We start from the raw sequence: 15,588 nt of genomic DNA on the forward strand, positions 1-15,588 counted from the left end.
CGTGCCGGTCCGATTGACCATGGCCCGCGCCCCGCCTAGAACACGCGGGCGTTCCGGCAGACATACGAAAAAGGATGCCCCCATGACCAGCCCCAGCAGCGACGACAAGCCGCGTTGTTTCCAGGATGTGATCCTGCGGCTTCAGAACCACTGGGCCAAAAGCGGCTGCGCGATCCTGCAACCCTATGACATGGAGGTCGGCGCAGGCACCTTTCACCCCGCGACCACCCTGCGTTCGCTGGGGCCGCGCCCTTGGGCCGCGGCATACGTGCAGCCCTCGCGCCGCCCGACCGATGGGCGTTACGGGGAAAACCCGAACCGTCTTCAGCACTATTATCAGTATCAGGTCATCATCAAACCCTCGCCCTCGGACCTGCAGGAGCTGTATCTGGACAGCCTGCGCGCCATTGGTCTGGATCCGCTGGCCCATGATGTCCGCTTCGTCGAAGACGACTGGGAATCGCCCACGCTCGGCGCCTGGGGCCTGGGGTGGGAGGTCTGGTGCGACGGGATGGAAGTCAGCCAGTTCACCTATTTCCAGCAGGTCGCGGGTTATGACGCTCACCCGGTTTCGGGCGAGCTGACCTACGGTCTGGAACGTCTGGCGATGTATGTGCTGGGCGTCGAACATGTCATGGACATGCCTTTTAACGATCCCGACAGCCCGATCCCGCTGACTTACGGCGACATCTTCCGCGAGGCAGAGCGCGAATACAGCCGCTGGAACTTCGACATCGCCGATACCGAGACGTTGTTTCAGCACTTCAAGGACGCCGAGACCGAATGCGAACGCATCGTCAGCGCCGCTGAAACCGACGGGGCGGGGCGCGCGATCCTGATGGCGCAGCCGGCCTATGATCAGGCGATCAAGGCCAGCCACCTGTTCAACCTGCTGGATGCGCGCGGCGTGATTTCCGTCACCGAGCGCGCGGATTATATCCGCCGAGTCCGCGCGCTGACCAAGAAATGCGCCGATCTGTTCATGCAGACGCCGCTGGGGAAGGCCGCAGAATGACCGCCGGAAAAATCATGGCCTCGATGATCGTGCTGTCGGCGCTGCTGGCCGGCCTCGCGGTCTATTACCTGCAGGTCTACGGGTTCTACGAGCCGTTGGACGAGGCGGCCGGCGCCGCCGAAATCCGCGCCACTGCCGATGACATGCAGCCCATTCCGCTGGGCGTGACCGAGTTTCGCGGCATCGACGCCGACAGCTCACCCCTGCGTTACCGGTCCTGCTTCCGCATCACCGACATGGCGGCGCTGCAGGATGCCCAGCAGTTCGAAGGCGCGACGCCGCTGGTCGGGCCGCGCTGGTTTTCCTGCTTTTCCGCCAAGGGCCTGACCGCCGACCTGGAAAGCGGGGCGGCCGTGGCCTATCTTGGGCAGTCCGAAATCCACCCGGACGTGGACCGGGTGATCGCCGTCTATCCCGATGGCCGCGCCTTTGCCTGGCACCAGATCAATGACAAGACCCCCGAACGCGGAGTGATGGACTGATGGCCGACCTTCTGATCGAGCTTTTCTCAGAGGAAATTCCGGCGCGGATGCAGCCGAAGGCCCGCGAGGACCTGAAGAAGCTGATGACCGACGGGCTGGTCGAGGCCGGGCTGACCTATGCCAGCGCCGGGGCGTTTTCGACGCCGCGCCGGCTGGCGCTGTCCGTCGAAGGGCTGGACGCGGCATCGAAGCCCGTGCGCGAGGAACGCAAGGGCCCCCGCACAGACGCGCCCGAAAAGGCGCTGGAGGGTTTTCTGCGTTCGACCGGGTTGACCAAGGATCAGCTGGAGGTTCGGGACGAGAAGAAGGGGCAGGTCTATTTCGCCGTCATCGAACGCCCCGGCCGCCCCGCGGCGGATATCGTCGCCGAGGTGCTGGAAAAGACCATCCGCAACTTCCCCTGGCCCAAGTCGATGCGCTGGGGCACTGGCGCGCTTCGCTGGGTGCGCCCCTTGCATTCGATCCTGTGCATCCTGACTGACGAGGGCGGCGCGCAAGTCGTGGCCCTTGACGTGGATGGCATCAAGTCGGGCGATACCACGCGCGGCCACCGCTTCATGGCGCCGGACGCCTTTGCCGTGACCAGCTTTGACGATTACGCCGCCAAGCTGCGTCGCGCCAAGGTGATGCTGGATGCGGGCGAACGCGCCGATGCCATCGCGCAGGAAGCCGCGAACCTGGCCTTCGCGCGCGGCTGGGAGATTGTCGAGGACAAGGGCCTTCTGACCGAGGTCGCCGGGCTGGTCGAATGGCCGGTGCCGCTGATGGGCGCGATCGAGGAACGCTTTCTGGCCCTGCCGCCAGAGGTGCTGCAAACCTCGATGAAGGAGCACCAGAAGTTCTTTTCGGCGAAGAACCCCAAGTCCGGCCGGATCGAGGGCTATGTCACCGTCGCCAATATCGAGGCCGCCGATGACGGCCAGATGATCCTTGCCGGCAATCAGCGTGTGCTGGCGGCGCGGCTGTCTGACGGGCTGTTCTTCTGGGAAAACGACCTGCGTCAGGCGAAATCGGGCATGACGGATTGGGCCGAGGGGCTGAAATCCGTGACCTTCCACAACAAGCTTGGATCGCAGGCGGATCGCGTGGCCCGCATCGCGGCTTTGGCGCGCGAGATCGCGCCGCTGGTGGGTGCTGACCCGGATCAGGCCGGGCGCGCGGCGGAACTCGCCAAGCTGGACCTGCGCAGCGACATGGTCGGCGAGTTCCCCGAACTGCAGGGGGTGATGGGCCGCTATTACGCGCTTGCGGCGGGCGAACCCGATGCCGTGGCCGACGCCGCCCGCGACCATTACTCGCCGCTGGGGCCGTCGGACGATGTGCCGAGTGCGCCGGTCTCCGTCGCCGTGGCACTCGCCGACAAGATCGACACGTTGACCGGCTTTTGGGCGATTGATGAGAAGCCCACGGGCTCGAAGGATCCCTTTGCGCTGCGGCGGGCTGCGTTGGGGATTATTCGGTTGGTGCTTTCAAACGATATTCGGCTGAATATTCGTGAAGTCGTAGCACAACATTGTACGCAGCTTTTCGACAGTGATCAGTTGGCGCGCGATATCGCAAACGCACACGACGTTGGCGATTCCATTGCGGAGGAATTGAAGGAAGCCGAAACGATCTTGAAGACTCTTGATGGGGGTGCACTTCAATCACTAGTCATACGCTTGGTCGAAGAGAAAGCGAATGAACTGCAAATTTGGAACGAGAATATTGCCCATAAGGAGCATACTATTGCTTTGGCCGATGATGCCAAGATGGCATTGCCACCAGACCTCCTCGCTTTCCTCCACGACCGCCTGAAAGTCTATCTCCGCGATCAGGGCATCCGGCATGACATCATCGACGCCGTGCTCGCGCAGCCCGGCAATGACGATCTGGTGCTGGTGGTGAACCGGGCGACGGCGCTGAACGATATGCTGAAGACCGAGGACGGGCAGAACCTGACGCAGGGCCTCAAGCGGGCGTCGAATATTCTGACGCAGGCCGAGGAAAAGGACGGCGTCGAATACAGCTTCGGGGCCGATCCGAAATTCGCCGAGACGGACGAGGAACGCGCCCTGTTCACCGCACTCGACACCGCCGAACCGGCGATCAAGGCCGCCACGGCGAACGAGGATTTCCCCGCCGCCATGTCCGCCATCGCCGCCCTGCGCGCGCCCATCGACGCCTTCTTTGAAGCCGTGCAGGTGAACACCGACAACCAGATCATGCGCCGCAACCGGCTGAACCTGCTGTCGCGCATCCGCGCGGCGGGGCGAGAGATCGCGGATTTCACCCGCATTGAAGGTTAACAGGCCGGGGCCGTAGACAGCGGCCCCGCGCAGAACTACATCAGGGCGACCAGCCCGAGGAAACGCCATGCCCAGCCTTAACGATATCCGCTCGACCTATCTCGATTTCTTCAAGCGCAACGATCACGAGGTCGTCGCGTCCTCGCCTCTGGTGCCGCGGAACGACCCGACGCTGATGTTCACCAATTCGGGCATGGTGCAGTTCAAGAACCGCTTCACCGGGGTCGAGAAGGGAGATTACCAGCGTGCGACATCCTCGCAGAAATGCGTGCGCGCAGGCGGCAAGCATAATGACCTCGACAATGTGGGTTACACGGCGCGGCACCATACCTTCTTTGAAATGCTGGGAAATTTCAGCTTCGGCGATTATTTCAAGTCGCAGGCGATCCCCTTCGCGTGGGAACTGCTGACCAAGGATTTTGGCATCCCCAAGGACAAGTTGCTGGTCACGGTTTACCATACCGATGATGAGGCGGCTGATCTGTGGAAGAAGGTCGCGGGTCTGACCGACGACCGCATCATCCGCATCCCCACTGACGATAATTTCTGGCGCATGGGCCCGACCGGTCCCTGCGGCCCCTGCACCGAGATCTTCTACGATCACGGTGACAAGATCTGGGGCGGCCCGCCCGGCAGCGCCGAGGAAGACGGCGACCGCTTCATCGAGATCTGGAACCTCGTTTTCATGCAATACGAGCAGTTCGAAGACGGCACCATGCGCGACCTCGACATGCAGTCGATCGACACCGGCATGGGGCTGGAACGGATCGGCGCGCTGTTGCAGGGCAAGCACGACAACTATGACACCGACCTGATGCGCGCGCTGATTGAGGCTTCGGCCCATGCGACCAGCAGCGACCCTGACGGGCCGGGCAAGGTTCATCACCGGGTGATCGCGGACCACCTGCGCTCGACCAGCTTCCTGCTGGCCGATGGGGTGATGCCGTCCAATGAAGGCCGCGGCTATGTGCTGCGCCGGATCATGCGCCGTGCGATGCGCCATGTGCATATGCTGGGCGCGCAGGATCCGGTGATGCACAAGCTGGTGCCCGCGCTTGTGCGCCAGATGGGCGCGGCTTACCCGGAACTTGGCCGGGCGCAGTCGATGATCGAGGAATCGCTGCTGTCCGAAGAAACCCGCTTCCGCAAGACGCTGGATCGCGGCCTGCGGCTGCTGGATGACGAATTGGGCAAGCTGCCCGAAGGCGCTGATCTTCCGGGTGAGGCGGCGTTCAAGCTGTATGATACCTATGGCTTCCCGCTGGACCTGACGCAGGACGCGCTGCGCGAGCAGGGCCGCAGCGTGGATACGGCGGGCTTCGACGCCGCCATGGCCGAACAGAAGGCACAGGCGCGTGCTGCTTGGGCTGGCAGCGGCGAGACGAAGGACGCTGCGATCTGGTTCGAACTGGGCGAGAAGCACGGCGCGACCGAGTTTCTGGGCTATGATACCGAAATCGCCGAAGGGCAGGTGTTGTCGCTGGTCCGCGACGGCGCGGAGATCGAGACCGCCAGGGAAGGCGAGACCGTTCAGGTCGTCGTGAACCAGTCTCCCTTCTACGCCGAATCCGGCGGGCAGGTCGGCGATATGGGCACGATCCAGACCGAAAGCGGGCTGGTGCGCGTGTCCGACACCAAGAAATCCGGCGGCGTGTTCATTCATGTCGGTGAAGTGACCATGGGCCAGATCAACCGCGGTCAGGCCGCCAAGTTGGAGCTGGACCATGCACGGCGCGGGGCGATCCGGGCCAACCACTCGGCCACGCACCTGCTGCACGAGGCGCTGCGCCGCACGCTGGGCGATCACGTGGCACAGCGTGGCTCCCTCAACGCGCCCGACCGGCTGCGCTTTGACTTCAGCCATAACCACGCGGTAACGGCGGACGAGCTGGGCAAGGTCGAGGCCGAGGTGAACGAATTCATTCGCCAGAACGCGCCGGTCGAAACACGCATCATGACCCCTGACGATGCCCGCGCCATCGGCGCGCAGGCGCTGTTTGGCGAGAAATATGGCGATGAGGTGCGTGTCGTGTCGATGGGCAAGCAGCCCGACTCTGGCAAGGGCGGGGACGGCCACACCTATTCGCTGGAACTCTGCGGCGGCACCCATGTCGGGCGCACCGGCGACATCGGCATGTTCGTTCTGCTGGGCGACAGTGCGTCTTCGGCCGGGGTGCGCCGGATCGAGGCGTTGACCGGGCAGGCGGCGCTGGATCAGCTGCGCAGCGCCGATGCGCAGCTGGCGGAAATCGCCGGGCTGCTGAAGGCGCAGGCGGGCGATCTCGTCGGCCGGGTCAAGGCACTTTCGGACGAGCGCAAGGCGCTGGAACGCGAACTGGCGACGCTGAAGCGCCAGATGGCGATGGGCGGCGGTGACGAGGCCAAGGACGTCGCGGGCGTGCAGTTCATCGGCCGCAAGGTCGACGGTGTCTCGGGCAAGGAACTGGCGCCGCTGATTGAGGAGATGAAGCAGAAGCTGGGCTCTGGCGCGGTGCTGCTGCTGGCCGAGGCTGACGGCAAGGCCACGGTTGCCTCGGGCGTGACGGCGGATCTGACCGACCGGATCAGCGCGGTTGCGCTGGTGCAGGCGGCGGTGGCGGCACTGGGTGGCAAGGGCGGCGGCGGCCGGCCGGACCGCGCGCAGGGCGGTGCGCCCTCGCTGGCGGCCGCGGATGCGGCACTGGCGGCGGCAGAAGGCGTGATTGCTTCGGCCTGATCAGGTTGAGAGTATTGAAATCTGGGCGGATCATTCCCGAAAGCGGCTGATCCGCCCAGCTATTTTTGGCAAGTGACCAAGTTAGCAACGCCGCAAAGGTCGTTGCCGTTGGCGGTTACAGCCACATCCGGTCGCGGAAAACATAGTAGGGGATCTGGGCGCGGGTGATCCCCAGCTTGGCCAGTTCCTCGTCGGATTTGTTTTCCAGCGCGGTCATCTTGTCCATGCGCGACCGCAATTCCATCGATTGCTGCATGCTTTCGCCCAGGCGCTTCATCAGTCCCGCAAACCAGTTGCGCAGGCCGGTGCCGAATTGGGCGGAGGTGTTGGTGGTTTGAACAGACATTTGGAAACCTCTGCATCTTGTCTTGCGATTGGTTTCCTCCCTTGAGGTTAGAATAGTCATTGGTTCTGACTTATCCAGAGAATTCGCTGCAACGCAGCATTGCGTCAGACGGGATGCTGACGAAACGGGCAGGGGCCTGAATAACCGGCAGGTTAGGCCGTCGAATGGACTTTCTTCCGGGCAGCGGGGCGACTATACCATGCGCGGCATTCATGATCGCGAAAAGGAAAGCAGCATGGCCAATGTGGTGGTTGTCGGCGCGCAATGGGGCGACGAAGGCAAGGGCAAGATCGTCGACTGGCTGTCAGAACGGGCCGAGATCATCGCCCGGTTTCAAGGCGGCCATAATGCCGGGCATACGCTGGTGATTGGCGATGTGGTCTACAAGCTGTCGCTGCTGCCCTCGGGGATCGTGCGCAAGGGCAAGCTGGCGGTCATCGGCAATGGCGTCGTGCTGGACCCATGGTCGCTGTTTGCGGAAATCGACAAGCTGGCGGCGCAAGGCGTCGAGATCTCGACCGAAAACCTGATTATCGCGGAAAACGCCCCGCTGATCCTGCCGCTGCATCAGGATCTGGACAAGCTGCGCGAGGAAGCCGCCGGCAAAGCCAAGATCGGCACCACAGGGCGCGGCATCGGCCCGGCCTATGAGGACAAGGTCGGTCGCCGCAGCATTCGCCTGGCTGATCTGGGTGATGAGGAAACGCTGGATTCGCGGCTGGACCGCCTGCTGGCCCATCACGATGCGCTGCGCCAGGGTCTGGGGGCCACCCCGATCGACCGGGCAGAGCTGAAGGCAAAGCTGCTGGAAATCGCGCCGAAGCTGCTGCCCTATGCGCAGCCGGTCTGGAAGGTGCTGAATGAGGCCCGCAAGGGCGGCAAGCGCATCCTGTTCGAAGGCGCGCAGGGTAGCCTGCTGGATATCGACTTTGGCACCTATCCCTACGTGACCTCCTCGACCGTCATCGCGGGTCAGGCAGCTGCCGGCACCGGCATGGGGCCAAGCGCCATCGATTTCGTGCTGGGCATCGTCAAGGCCTATACCACCCGCGTGGGCGAAGGCCCGTTCCCGACCGAATTGCTGGACGAAGACGGCCAGCGTCTGGGCGAGCGGGGCCATGAATTCGGCACCGTCACCGGCCGCAAGCGCCGCTGTGGCTGGTTCGATGCGGTTCTGGTGCGCCAGACCTGTGCGATTTCCGGCGTGAACGGCATTGCGCTGACCAAGCTGGACGTGCTGGACGGGTTCGAGACGCTGAAAATCTGCACCGGCTATGAAATCGACGGCGTGACCTATGACTACCTGCCCACCGCAGCCGCGCTGCAAAACAAGGTGACGCCGATCTATGAAGAAATGCCGGGCTGGTCGGAATCCACCGCCGGCGCGCGCAGCTGGGCCGATCTGCCGGCGGCGGCGATCAAATATGTCCGCCGGGTCGAGGAGCTGATCCAGTGCCCGGTGGCGCTGTTGTCGACCTCGCCGGAACGCGATGACACCATCCTTGTGACTGACCCCTTTGCGGACTGATCCATGCGCGCCCTGCTGATCGATGGCCACCCGGATGCCAACCGGCTGACGGCGCATCTGCTGGACGAGTATCAGCAGGCCCTGCCGGAAGGGGTTGAGGTGACGCGGCTGGCCATTCGCGACATGGATTTCAACGCGGATCTTACCCGCGGCTATACGGATATGCCCGAGCTGGAGCCGGATCTGGCCGCAGCGCTTGACGCGATCGAGGGGTGCGACCATCTGGTGTTGGCCTTCCCGCTGTGGTGGGGGGCGGAACCGGCGCGGATGAAGGGGTTCTGGGATCGGATCCTGTTGCCGCGCCGCGCGTTTCGTTACCACAAGACGGACCTTTTCTGGGACCGCTTGCTGCAAGGCCGCTCGGCGGATCTGCTGGTCAGCATGGACACGCCGCCGGCTTATCTGCGGCTGGTTTATTTCGATCCGATCGGCTGGCGCTACAAGCGGCAGGTGCTGGGTTTCGTTGGCTTCAAGCCGATCCGGCTGGGATATTTCGGTATGGTCCGGCGCGGCGGGGCTGAAAAGAACCTTGAAAAGTGGCGCGCTCGCATCCGTAAGATGGCAACGAGTGCCGGTCGGCTGCGGCGCGGAAGGAAAAGCTGATGGATCTCAAGACCCGCAAACGCCTGTCCCTGTTGATCCTGTTGCTGGGGCTTCCCGGCTATATCGTCATCGCCTGGATGCTGATGGCCTGGATTGACGATACCTGGGGCCGCCTGCCCATCTGGGCAGAGCTTCTGGTCGTCGTGGGGCTTGGGATCATCTGGATCCTGCCCTTCAAGCGGGTCTTTTCCGGCATCGGCAAGGGCGAGGAGTGAGCGCCCCCCTGCAGGTGCAGGGCGGTGTCACGCTGATCGGCGGCGGCGCTGTCACGCCCGAGGATCTGGCGCTGGCGCTGGCATCCGCGCCGGTGCTGGTGGCGGCAGATGGCGGGGCCGATGCGGCGATTGCGCTGGGGCATGTCCCCGATCTGGCAATCGGAGATTTCGATTCCATCAGTGAAGCCGCCCGTGCCGAACTCGGCCCGGGCCGGCTGATCCACGTGGCCGAACAGGACAGCACCGATTTCGCCAAGGCGCTGCGCCATATCCGCGCCGATTTCGTCATTGCCGTGGGCTTTTCCGGGCGACGGCTGGACCATACGCTGGCGGTGCTGAATGTCATGGCCCGCCACCCCACGCCGCCCTGCGTGATGCTGGCGGCCGAAGATATCGTCTTTCTTTCCCCGCCCACGCTTGCGCTGCCGCTGCCTCCCGGCACGCGGGTTTCGCTGTTTCCGATGGGTCCAGCCTCTGGCCGGTCCGAAGGCTTGCGTTGGCCCATCGACGGGATCCGCTTTGCGCCCGAGGGGCGGATCGGCACCTCGAACGAGGCCACCGGCCCGGTGCGGCTGGCGCTGGAAGGGCCGATGATGGTGATGTTGCCACGCGATTGTCTTCAGATCGTGCTGGCGGCGCTTACCGCGCCCACCTCTAGCGTTCCCAGGTCCGGCGCAGGACATCCATCCAGTTCCGCCAGCTGATCTTTTCGATCAACGCATCGCCGTAGCCGTGCTGGCGCATGGCGTCGATCAGGCGCGGCAGGTCGCTGGCCTGTGCCAGATCGTTGGGCATCTGGGCCCCGTCGAAATCAGAGCCGAGCGCGACACCATTTTCACCCAGCTTTTCAAGCAGATGGTCCAGATGCCTCAGGTAAGGATCGAAGCCGTCGAAGGGCAGGCGGCGGCCATCCTCGCGGGTGAAACCGGCGGCAAAGTTCAGCCCGACCAACCCGCCGGTTCCGGCGATCAGTTCCAGCTGGGCATCGGTCAGGTTGCGGGTCGAGGCGCTGATGGCATGGGCACCCGAATGGGTGCTGACCAGCGGCGCGCCGCTGATCCGGGCCACATCCTCGATCCCTTTCAGGTTGAGATGCGCCAGATCGACAAGAATGCGCAGCCGGTCGCATTCGGCGATCAAGGCCTTCCCGGCAGCGGTCAGACCCGGCCCGGTATCCGGGCTGGCGGGGAATTCGAACGGGACGCCATGCCCGTAAGCGTTCGACCGCGACCAGACCGGCCCCAGCGAGCGCAGGCCGATCCGGTGCCACAGATGCAGCATTGCCGGGTCGGCGATGCCTTCGGCCCCTTCCATATGCAGGATGGCGGCGATGCGGCCCGCATCCTTTGCGGCCAGAATCTCGTCGACCGTGCGGCAGATCGACAGCGTCCCGGTCCCTTCCAGCGCCAGCAGCGCCGAGGTCAGCCGGAACATATGCGCGATGCCGGCATCGGTGCCGACCGGGTCGGCCAGCGGCACCGCATAGGGCGGGTTTTCCTGCCGCGCCTTCCAGTCGATCCCGTCATCAACCGCATCCGAAGGCACCCAAAGCGCAAAGAAGCCCCCGAACATGCCCCCCGTCTGCAGGCGCGGAAGGTCGATTTGGCCGGTCCCGTCGCCTTCGGTCCAGATCTTCAGCGCATCGGCGCCGTCTTCGATCAGGCGTTGCAGGAAATCGTTGTGGCCGTCGAAAACCGGGGTCATGTGGCGCTCCTTCGCAGTTCGGCGCGATACTGCGGCGGGGCGGCAGTGACCGCAACCCGCTTTGCCCGCGCGAAGATCCGTGGCAGGCTGGCCCCGAAACCATCGCAGCGAGGACAACATGCCCCAGATTCGCCAGGATTTCACCGGCCAGACCGTCATCACCACCTTCGATGTCACGCCGGGCACCGCCCATGACCATCTGGATGCGTTGACCGATGCCTGGGACAAGGTCATCCGCCAGCAGCCGGGGTTTCTGGGCGGCGCGGTGCATCTGAACGACGCCCAGACCCGCATCGCGACCTATTCGCAATGGCAGCAGCGCGGCGATTATCAGGCCATGCTGCGCCTGCCCGAAATGCGCGACCGCAATCGAGAGATCAACGCGCTCTGCCGCAGCTTCGAGCCGGTGATGTACGAGGTGCAATCCGTCTTCGATCCATGATGCAGGCGCAGAAAACCCCTCGCCATGCCAGAATCGCCTCGCTAAGGTCGGCCTGAGGCAGCAGGGGCAGGGGGCAGTCAATGGCCGGACGTATCATCACCGTCGCGCAACAAAAGGGCGGATCGGGCAAGACCACGCTGGCGGCCAATCTGGCCGTGGCGATGCGGGCGCGCGGGTTAAGCGTGGCGCTGATCGACACCGACCCGCAAGGCAGCCTTGGCCGCTGGTATATCGAACGGCTGGGTCGCCGGGGCGAGGATGACGAGCTGGAATTTTCCACCTCCTCGGCCTGGGGCGCGTCCTATGAAAGCGAGAAGCTTGTCAAACGCTTTGACGTGGTCATCATCGACACTCCGCCCAAGATCGACAGCGATCTGCGCCCGGCGCTGCGGGTGGCCGATCTGGTGGTGGTGCCTGTTGCCTCCAGCCAGGTGGACCTGTGGGCGACCGAGGGCGTTCTGGATCTGGCCCGGCGCGAAAAGGCGCCGGTTCTGGTGGTGATGAACCGCGCCCGCCCGAACACCCGGCTGGGCGTCGAGGTTGCACAAGGCGCGGCCGATCTGGGCGCGACGCTGGCCGATACTCAGATTGGCAACCGCGTGGCCTATGCCGAAACGCTGGGGCAGGGCCTGTCTGTCTGCGAACGCAACGATGCCCGTCCCGCGCGTGACGAATTCGACAGTCTCACCGACGAGGTTATCCGCTGCTGGGGCTGATGGCTGCGGGCAAGGAACTTTTCCGCGTCCCGCGCCTTTTCCTCATCACAGGCGGCCGGTCCCGTTCGGGGCGACCGTCATCGCATAACCCGATGAAGGAAGGATGAAATCATGACCCTGATCCGAAAATCCGGCCTGACGATGGCACTGCTGGCCCCGCTGGCGCTGATGGCCTGCGCCGACACAACCGAGATCGTGCTGCCTGATGCCGATGTCGTCACCGATCCCGGCGACACCTGCGGCGCCGCGGCCTATCAGCAATATGTGGGCCAGAAATCGCCCGCGATCTCTCTGCCGGCCGGGACGGTCGTCCGCGACTATCGCACCGGCGATCCGGTGACCATGGATATGGCGCCCGCGCGGATCAACTTTGAATATGACCGCAGCGGCACCCTGGTGAAGGTCACCTGCGGCTAAGCGGATTGGGGCGGCACCGTGCCGCCCCTTTTCAGTCAGACCCGGCCGCGAAGGGTGAGGTCAATTCGGCGGTCTTTGACTGTTTGTCATAGATGCAGATCATCCGGTCGGCGCTGCTATCGGCCAGGGTGACGGTCACCAGCGCCGCGCCGTAGGTCTGTGACCCGAAGGGATTAACCTCGATTTCGGTCGTGGCATCGGCGGGCGCGTCGATCAGCTTTGCACATTCTACCTCGACTGCGCTGCGGAACTCGGCCCAGGCATCCTCGGATGAGGACTGCGCCGGCACAGCCGCAAGAAGGGCCAATGGCGCTGCAGAAAGGGCGGCGATGATGGGGTTGCGGAACATGGGATCCTCCTGCGTCATGCCGCGACCAACGCGTGTGCGGCCTTCACGGATGCGTCACGTTTTCGCAAGCCCGATTGACGCGCGGCGCAAGGCCCTGTCTGCTGAGGGAAAAGGATCCAACATGCGCCTGCTTCTGCCCTTCCTGCCGCTGGCCCTGCTGGCCGCCTGCGCGCCGACCGCACCCACTGCCACGCCCGGACTGCCCAATCGCTGCGGCCCGGAATATGACATCCTGGTCGGTCGCAATATCGGCGAGTTCACCCTGCCGCCCGGTCTTGCCCATCGTGTCGCCCAGCCGGGCGCCACCCTGACCGAGGATCACAATCCGGCCCGCCTGAATATCTTTGTCGACGACAAGGGGTGGGTGCAGAAGGTCGAGTGCTGGTAGTCCCTTCCCCTGCGCCCCAGTCTTCCTAGCCGCGCCGCTTTGACCGCTTGTTGCCGCCGCGCTGCCCGGCGCGTCCGGCGGTGGATCGGCCCCGGCTGTTGACGGCGTCCTCGGCCGCCGCCTCGATGGCGGATTGACGCGCCAGCGGGTCGTCGGCCACGGCCAGTTCCACGGCCTCCAGTCGCTTGACCTCGTCGCGCAGGCGGGCGGCTTCCTCGAATTCCAGATTCTCGGCCGCCTTGCGCATCTGCGCGCGCAGCCCGTCCAGATGCGCGGCCAGGTTCGCGCCGACCATCGGCTTGTCGACCTTGGCGGTGATGCGTGACTGGTCGGTGTCGCCCTGCCAAAGTCCCGCCAGCACGTCATCGACGTTCTTGCGCACGGTCTGAGGCGTGATGCCGTGTTCCTCGTTATAGGCGATCTGCTTGGTGCGGCGACGTTCGGTTTCGGCCATGGCGCGTTCCATGCTGCCGGTGATGTGGTCGGCATACATGATGACGCGGCCGTCGGCATTGCGCGCGGCGCGCCCGATGGTCTGGATCAGCGAGGTCTCGGACCGCAGGAACCCTTCCTTGTCGGCGTCGAGGATCGCGACCAGACCACATTCAGGAATATCAAGGCCTTCGCGCAACAAGTTGATGCCAACCAGCACGTCAAAAGCGCCCAGACGCAGGTCACGCAGGATCTCGATCCGCTCTATCGTGTCGATGTCGCTGTGCATGTAGCGGATCTTGATGCCCTGTTCGTGGAAATATTCGGTCAGATCCTCGGCCATGCGCTTGGTCAGGGTGGTCACCAGCGTGCGCAGCCCTTGGGCGGTGACGCGGCGGATTTCGTCCAGCAGGTCGTCGACCTGCATTTCGACCGGGCGGATCTCGACCTGTGGGTCCAGCAGGCCGGTGGGGCGGATGACCTGTTCGGTAAACACGCCGCCGGTCTGGTCCAGTTCCCATTCCTTGGGCGTGGCCGAGACGAAGACGGATTGGGTTCGCATCGCGTCCCATTCCTCGAATTTCAGCGGCCGGTTGTCCATGCAGGAGGGCAGCCGGAACCCATGTTCCGCCAGTACCATCTTGCGCCGGAAGTCGCCCCGATACATGCCGCCGATCTGCGGCACGCTGACATGAGATTCATCAGCAAAAACAATGGCGTTATCGGGAATAAATTCGAAAAGCGTGGGCGGGGGCTCGCCCGGTGCGCGGCCGGTCAGGTAGCGCGAATAGTTTTCAATCCCATTGCAGACGCCGGTAGCTTCCAGCATCTCCAGATCGAAATTGGTGCGCTGTTCCAGCCGCTGCGCTTCCAGCAGTTTGCCTTCGTCGTTCAACTGCCCCAGTCTTACACGAAGTTCGTCGCGTATCCCCTTGATTGCCTGCTGCATTGTCGGGCGCGGGGTGACATAGTGGCTGTTCGCATAGATGCGGATCTGCTTGAAATCATCGGTCTTCGCCCCGGTCAGTGGGTCGAATTCGGTGATCTTTTCCAGTTCCGGCCCGAAGAAGTCGAAACGCCAGGCGCGGTCTTCAAGGTGGGCGGGCCAGACCTCGACCACGTCGCCGCGCACACGGAAGCCCCCGCGCTGGAAGCTGGCATCAAGGCGGCGATATTGCTGGGCGACAAGCTGGCCGATGAACTCCCGCTGGTCGTACATCTGGCCCACGACCATGTCCTGGGTCATTGCCGAATAGGTCTCGACCGAGCCGATGCCGTAGATGCAGCTGACCGAGGCGACGATAATCACATCGTCGCGTTCCAGCAGCGCCCGCGTGGCCGAGTGGCGCATCCGGTCGATGGCCTCGTTGATCTGGGATTCTTTCTCGATATAGGTGTCGCTGCGCGCGACATAGGCCTCTGGCTGGTAGTAATCGTAGTAGGATACGAAATATTCCACCGCATTATCGGGAAAGAACCCTTTGAATTCTCCGTATAATTGCGCGGCGAGGGTTTTGTTCGGTGCAAGGATGATGGCGGGGCGCTGGGTCTGTTCGATCACCTTCGCCATGGTATAGGTCTTGCCGGTCCCGGTCGCGCCCAGCAGCACCTGATCGCGGTCGCCGGCCTGGATCCCGGCTGCCAGCTCGGCAATGGCCGTCGGCTGGTCACCCGCCGGGGCGAATTCCGACTTCATCACGAAGCGCCGGCCGCCTTCCAGCTTGGGGCGGGTCACTTCGGGGAAGCGAGAGACGGGTGCGTTGGTGTTGTTATGGCCCATGGTTTCACCTTTGTTCCGCACCCCAATCTGGACATTCGCGGCGCATATGCAAGGGGCGTGCCTGCGGGCGCTGTTATTGTTCCGGCAGGCAGTGGCGCGCTGCGGCACCACGGCACTTGATCCTGACGGGCGCATGGCTGATAAGGTTTGCAAAGATCCATCTTTGG

Annotated in this window: 16 protein-coding genes; 12 read left to right on the forward strand and 4 right to left on the reverse strand. The window is 64.0% G+C overall.

What is annotated here, in order from left to right; genetic code table 11:
* Positions 1-82 precede the first annotated feature (82 nt).
* The 4 genes from G7044_RS02235 to alaS all read left to right on the forward strand — a co-directional run bounded on the left by G7044_RS02235 (position 83) and on the right by alaS (position 6,501).
* Positions 83-1,015, forward strand: coding sequence for a glycine--tRNA ligase subunit alpha (locus G7044_RS02235; RefSeq protein WP_166325303.1), 933 nt, complete (start codon positions 83-85; stop codon positions 1,013-1,015).
* Positions 1,012-1,497 carry a DUF6446 family protein gene (locus tag G7044_RS02240; protein ID WP_166325306.1) on the forward strand — a complete coding sequence of 162 codons (486 nt, stop codon included), beginning with the start codon at positions 1,012-1,014 and terminating at the stop codon, positions 1,495-1,497. The genes G7044_RS02235 and G7044_RS02240 overlap by 4 nt, the downstream gene beginning before the upstream one ends.
* Complete coding sequence (glyS, locus tag G7044_RS02245; protein WP_166325309.1) at positions 1,497-3,785, forward strand: glycine--tRNA ligase subunit beta; 2,289 nt, start codon at positions 1,497-1,499, stop codon at positions 3,783-3,785. Before G7044_RS02240 ends, glyS begins: the two co-directional genes overlap by 1 nt.
* Before the next feature lie 67 nt (positions 3,786-3,852).
* On the forward strand, positions 3,853-6,501 hold the full coding sequence (alaS, locus tag G7044_RS02250) for an alanine--tRNA ligase (RefSeq protein ID WP_166325312.1): 2,649 nt from the start codon (positions 3,853-3,855) through the stop codon (positions 6,499-6,501).
* Between the two features lie 115 nt (positions 6,502-6,616).
* Here the strand turns inward: alaS and G7044_RS02255 are convergent, their stop codons facing one another.
* Entirely contained in the window at positions 6,617-6,847 is a 231-nt protein-coding gene (locus tag G7044_RS02255) for a hypothetical protein (protein ID WP_166325315.1), read from the reverse strand.
* 235 nt (positions 6,848-7,082) lie between these two features.
* On the opposite strand from G7044_RS02255, the gene G7044_RS02260 reads away from it, so the two are divergent.
* Genes G7044_RS02260 through G7044_RS02275 form a run of 4 tightly spaced genes read left to right on the forward strand, consistent with a single transcriptional unit; the run spans position 7,083 to position 9,897 of the window.
* Complete coding sequence (locus G7044_RS02260) at positions 7,083-8,375, forward strand: adenylosuccinate synthase (protein WP_166325318.1); 1,293 nt, start codon at positions 7,083-7,085, stop codon at positions 8,373-8,375.
* A 3-nt stretch (positions 8,376-8,378) separates the two neighbouring features.
* Positions 8,379-8,978 carry an NAD(P)H-dependent oxidoreductase gene (locus G7044_RS02265; protein WP_166325321.1) on the forward strand — a complete coding sequence of 200 codons (600 nt, stop codon included), beginning with the start codon at positions 8,379-8,381 and terminating at the stop codon, positions 8,976-8,978.
* Complete coding sequence (locus tag G7044_RS02270; protein WP_166325324.1) at positions 8,978-9,193, forward strand: DUF2842 domain-containing protein; 216 nt, start codon at positions 8,978-8,980, stop codon at positions 9,191-9,193. Before G7044_RS02265 ends, G7044_RS02270 begins: the two co-directional genes overlap by 1 nt.
* On the forward strand, positions 9,190-9,897 hold the full coding sequence (locus tag G7044_RS02275; protein WP_166325327.1) for a thiamine diphosphokinase: 708 nt from the start codon (positions 9,190-9,192) through the stop codon (positions 9,895-9,897). The genes G7044_RS02270 and G7044_RS02275 overlap by 4 nt, the downstream gene beginning before the upstream one ends.
* Here G7044_RS02275 and G7044_RS02280 read toward each other — a convergent pair.
* The gene (locus tag G7044_RS02280) at positions 9,848-10,897 is read right to left on the reverse strand and encodes a dipeptidase (protein ID WP_166325330.1); all 1,050 of its coding nucleotides are present in this window, start codon (positions 10,895-10,897) and stop codon (positions 9,848-9,850) included. The two genes, G7044_RS02275 and G7044_RS02280, sit on opposite strands and share 50 nt — an antisense overlap.
* A 118-nt stretch (positions 10,898-11,015) precedes the next feature.
* Here G7044_RS02280 and G7044_RS02285 point away from each other — a divergent pair, with 118 nt between their 5' ends.
* The 3 genes from G7044_RS02285 (at position 11,016) to G7044_RS02295 (ending at position 12,472) form a co-directional block, all read left to right on the forward strand.
* Positions 11,016-11,339 (forward strand): antibiotic biosynthesis monooxygenase family protein, encoded by a 324-nt coding sequence (locus tag G7044_RS02285; protein WP_166325333.1) that lies wholly within the window; start codon positions 11,016-11,018, stop codon positions 11,337-11,339.
* A gap of 80 nt (positions 11,340-11,419) precedes the next feature.
* On the forward strand, positions 11,420-12,055 hold the full coding sequence (parA, locus tag G7044_RS02290) for a ParA family partition ATPase (RefSeq protein ID WP_166325336.1): 636 nt from the start codon (positions 11,420-11,422) through the stop codon (positions 12,053-12,055).
* 111 nt (positions 12,056-12,166) lie between these two features.
* Complete coding sequence (locus G7044_RS02295; protein ID WP_166325339.1) at positions 12,167-12,472, forward strand: I78 family peptidase inhibitor; 306 nt, start codon at positions 12,167-12,169, stop codon at positions 12,470-12,472.
* Positions 12,473-12,503: 31 nt separating this feature from the next.
* On the opposite strand, the gene G7044_RS02300 is transcribed toward G7044_RS02295, so the two are convergent.
* A complete protein-coding gene (locus tag G7044_RS02300; protein WP_166325342.1) occupies positions 12,504-12,821 on the reverse strand; it encodes a hypothetical protein in 318 nt (105 codons plus the stop codon).
* A 121-nt stretch (positions 12,822-12,942) separates the two neighbouring features.
* Here G7044_RS02300 and G7044_RS02305 point away from each other — a divergent pair, with 121 nt between their 5' ends.
* Entirely contained in the window at positions 12,943-13,209 is a 267-nt protein-coding gene (locus tag G7044_RS02305; protein ID WP_166325345.1) for an I78 family peptidase inhibitor, read from the forward strand.
* Positions 13,210-13,234: 25 nt separating this feature from the next.
* Here G7044_RS02305 and uvrB read toward each other — a convergent pair whose 3' ends face one another.
* Complete coding sequence (uvrB, locus tag G7044_RS02310) at positions 13,235-15,421, reverse strand: excinuclease ABC subunit UvrB (RefSeq protein WP_166325348.1); 2,187 nt, start codon at positions 15,419-15,421, stop codon at positions 13,235-13,237.
* Positions 15,422-15,588: the final 167 nt, after the last annotated feature.

The organism is Paracoccus xiamenensis (assembly GCF_011308835.1).
In the GTDB taxonomy this organism is placed as follows: domain Bacteria; phylum Pseudomonadota; class Alphaproteobacteria; order Rhodobacterales; family Rhodobacteraceae; genus Paracoccus; species Paracoccus xiamenensis.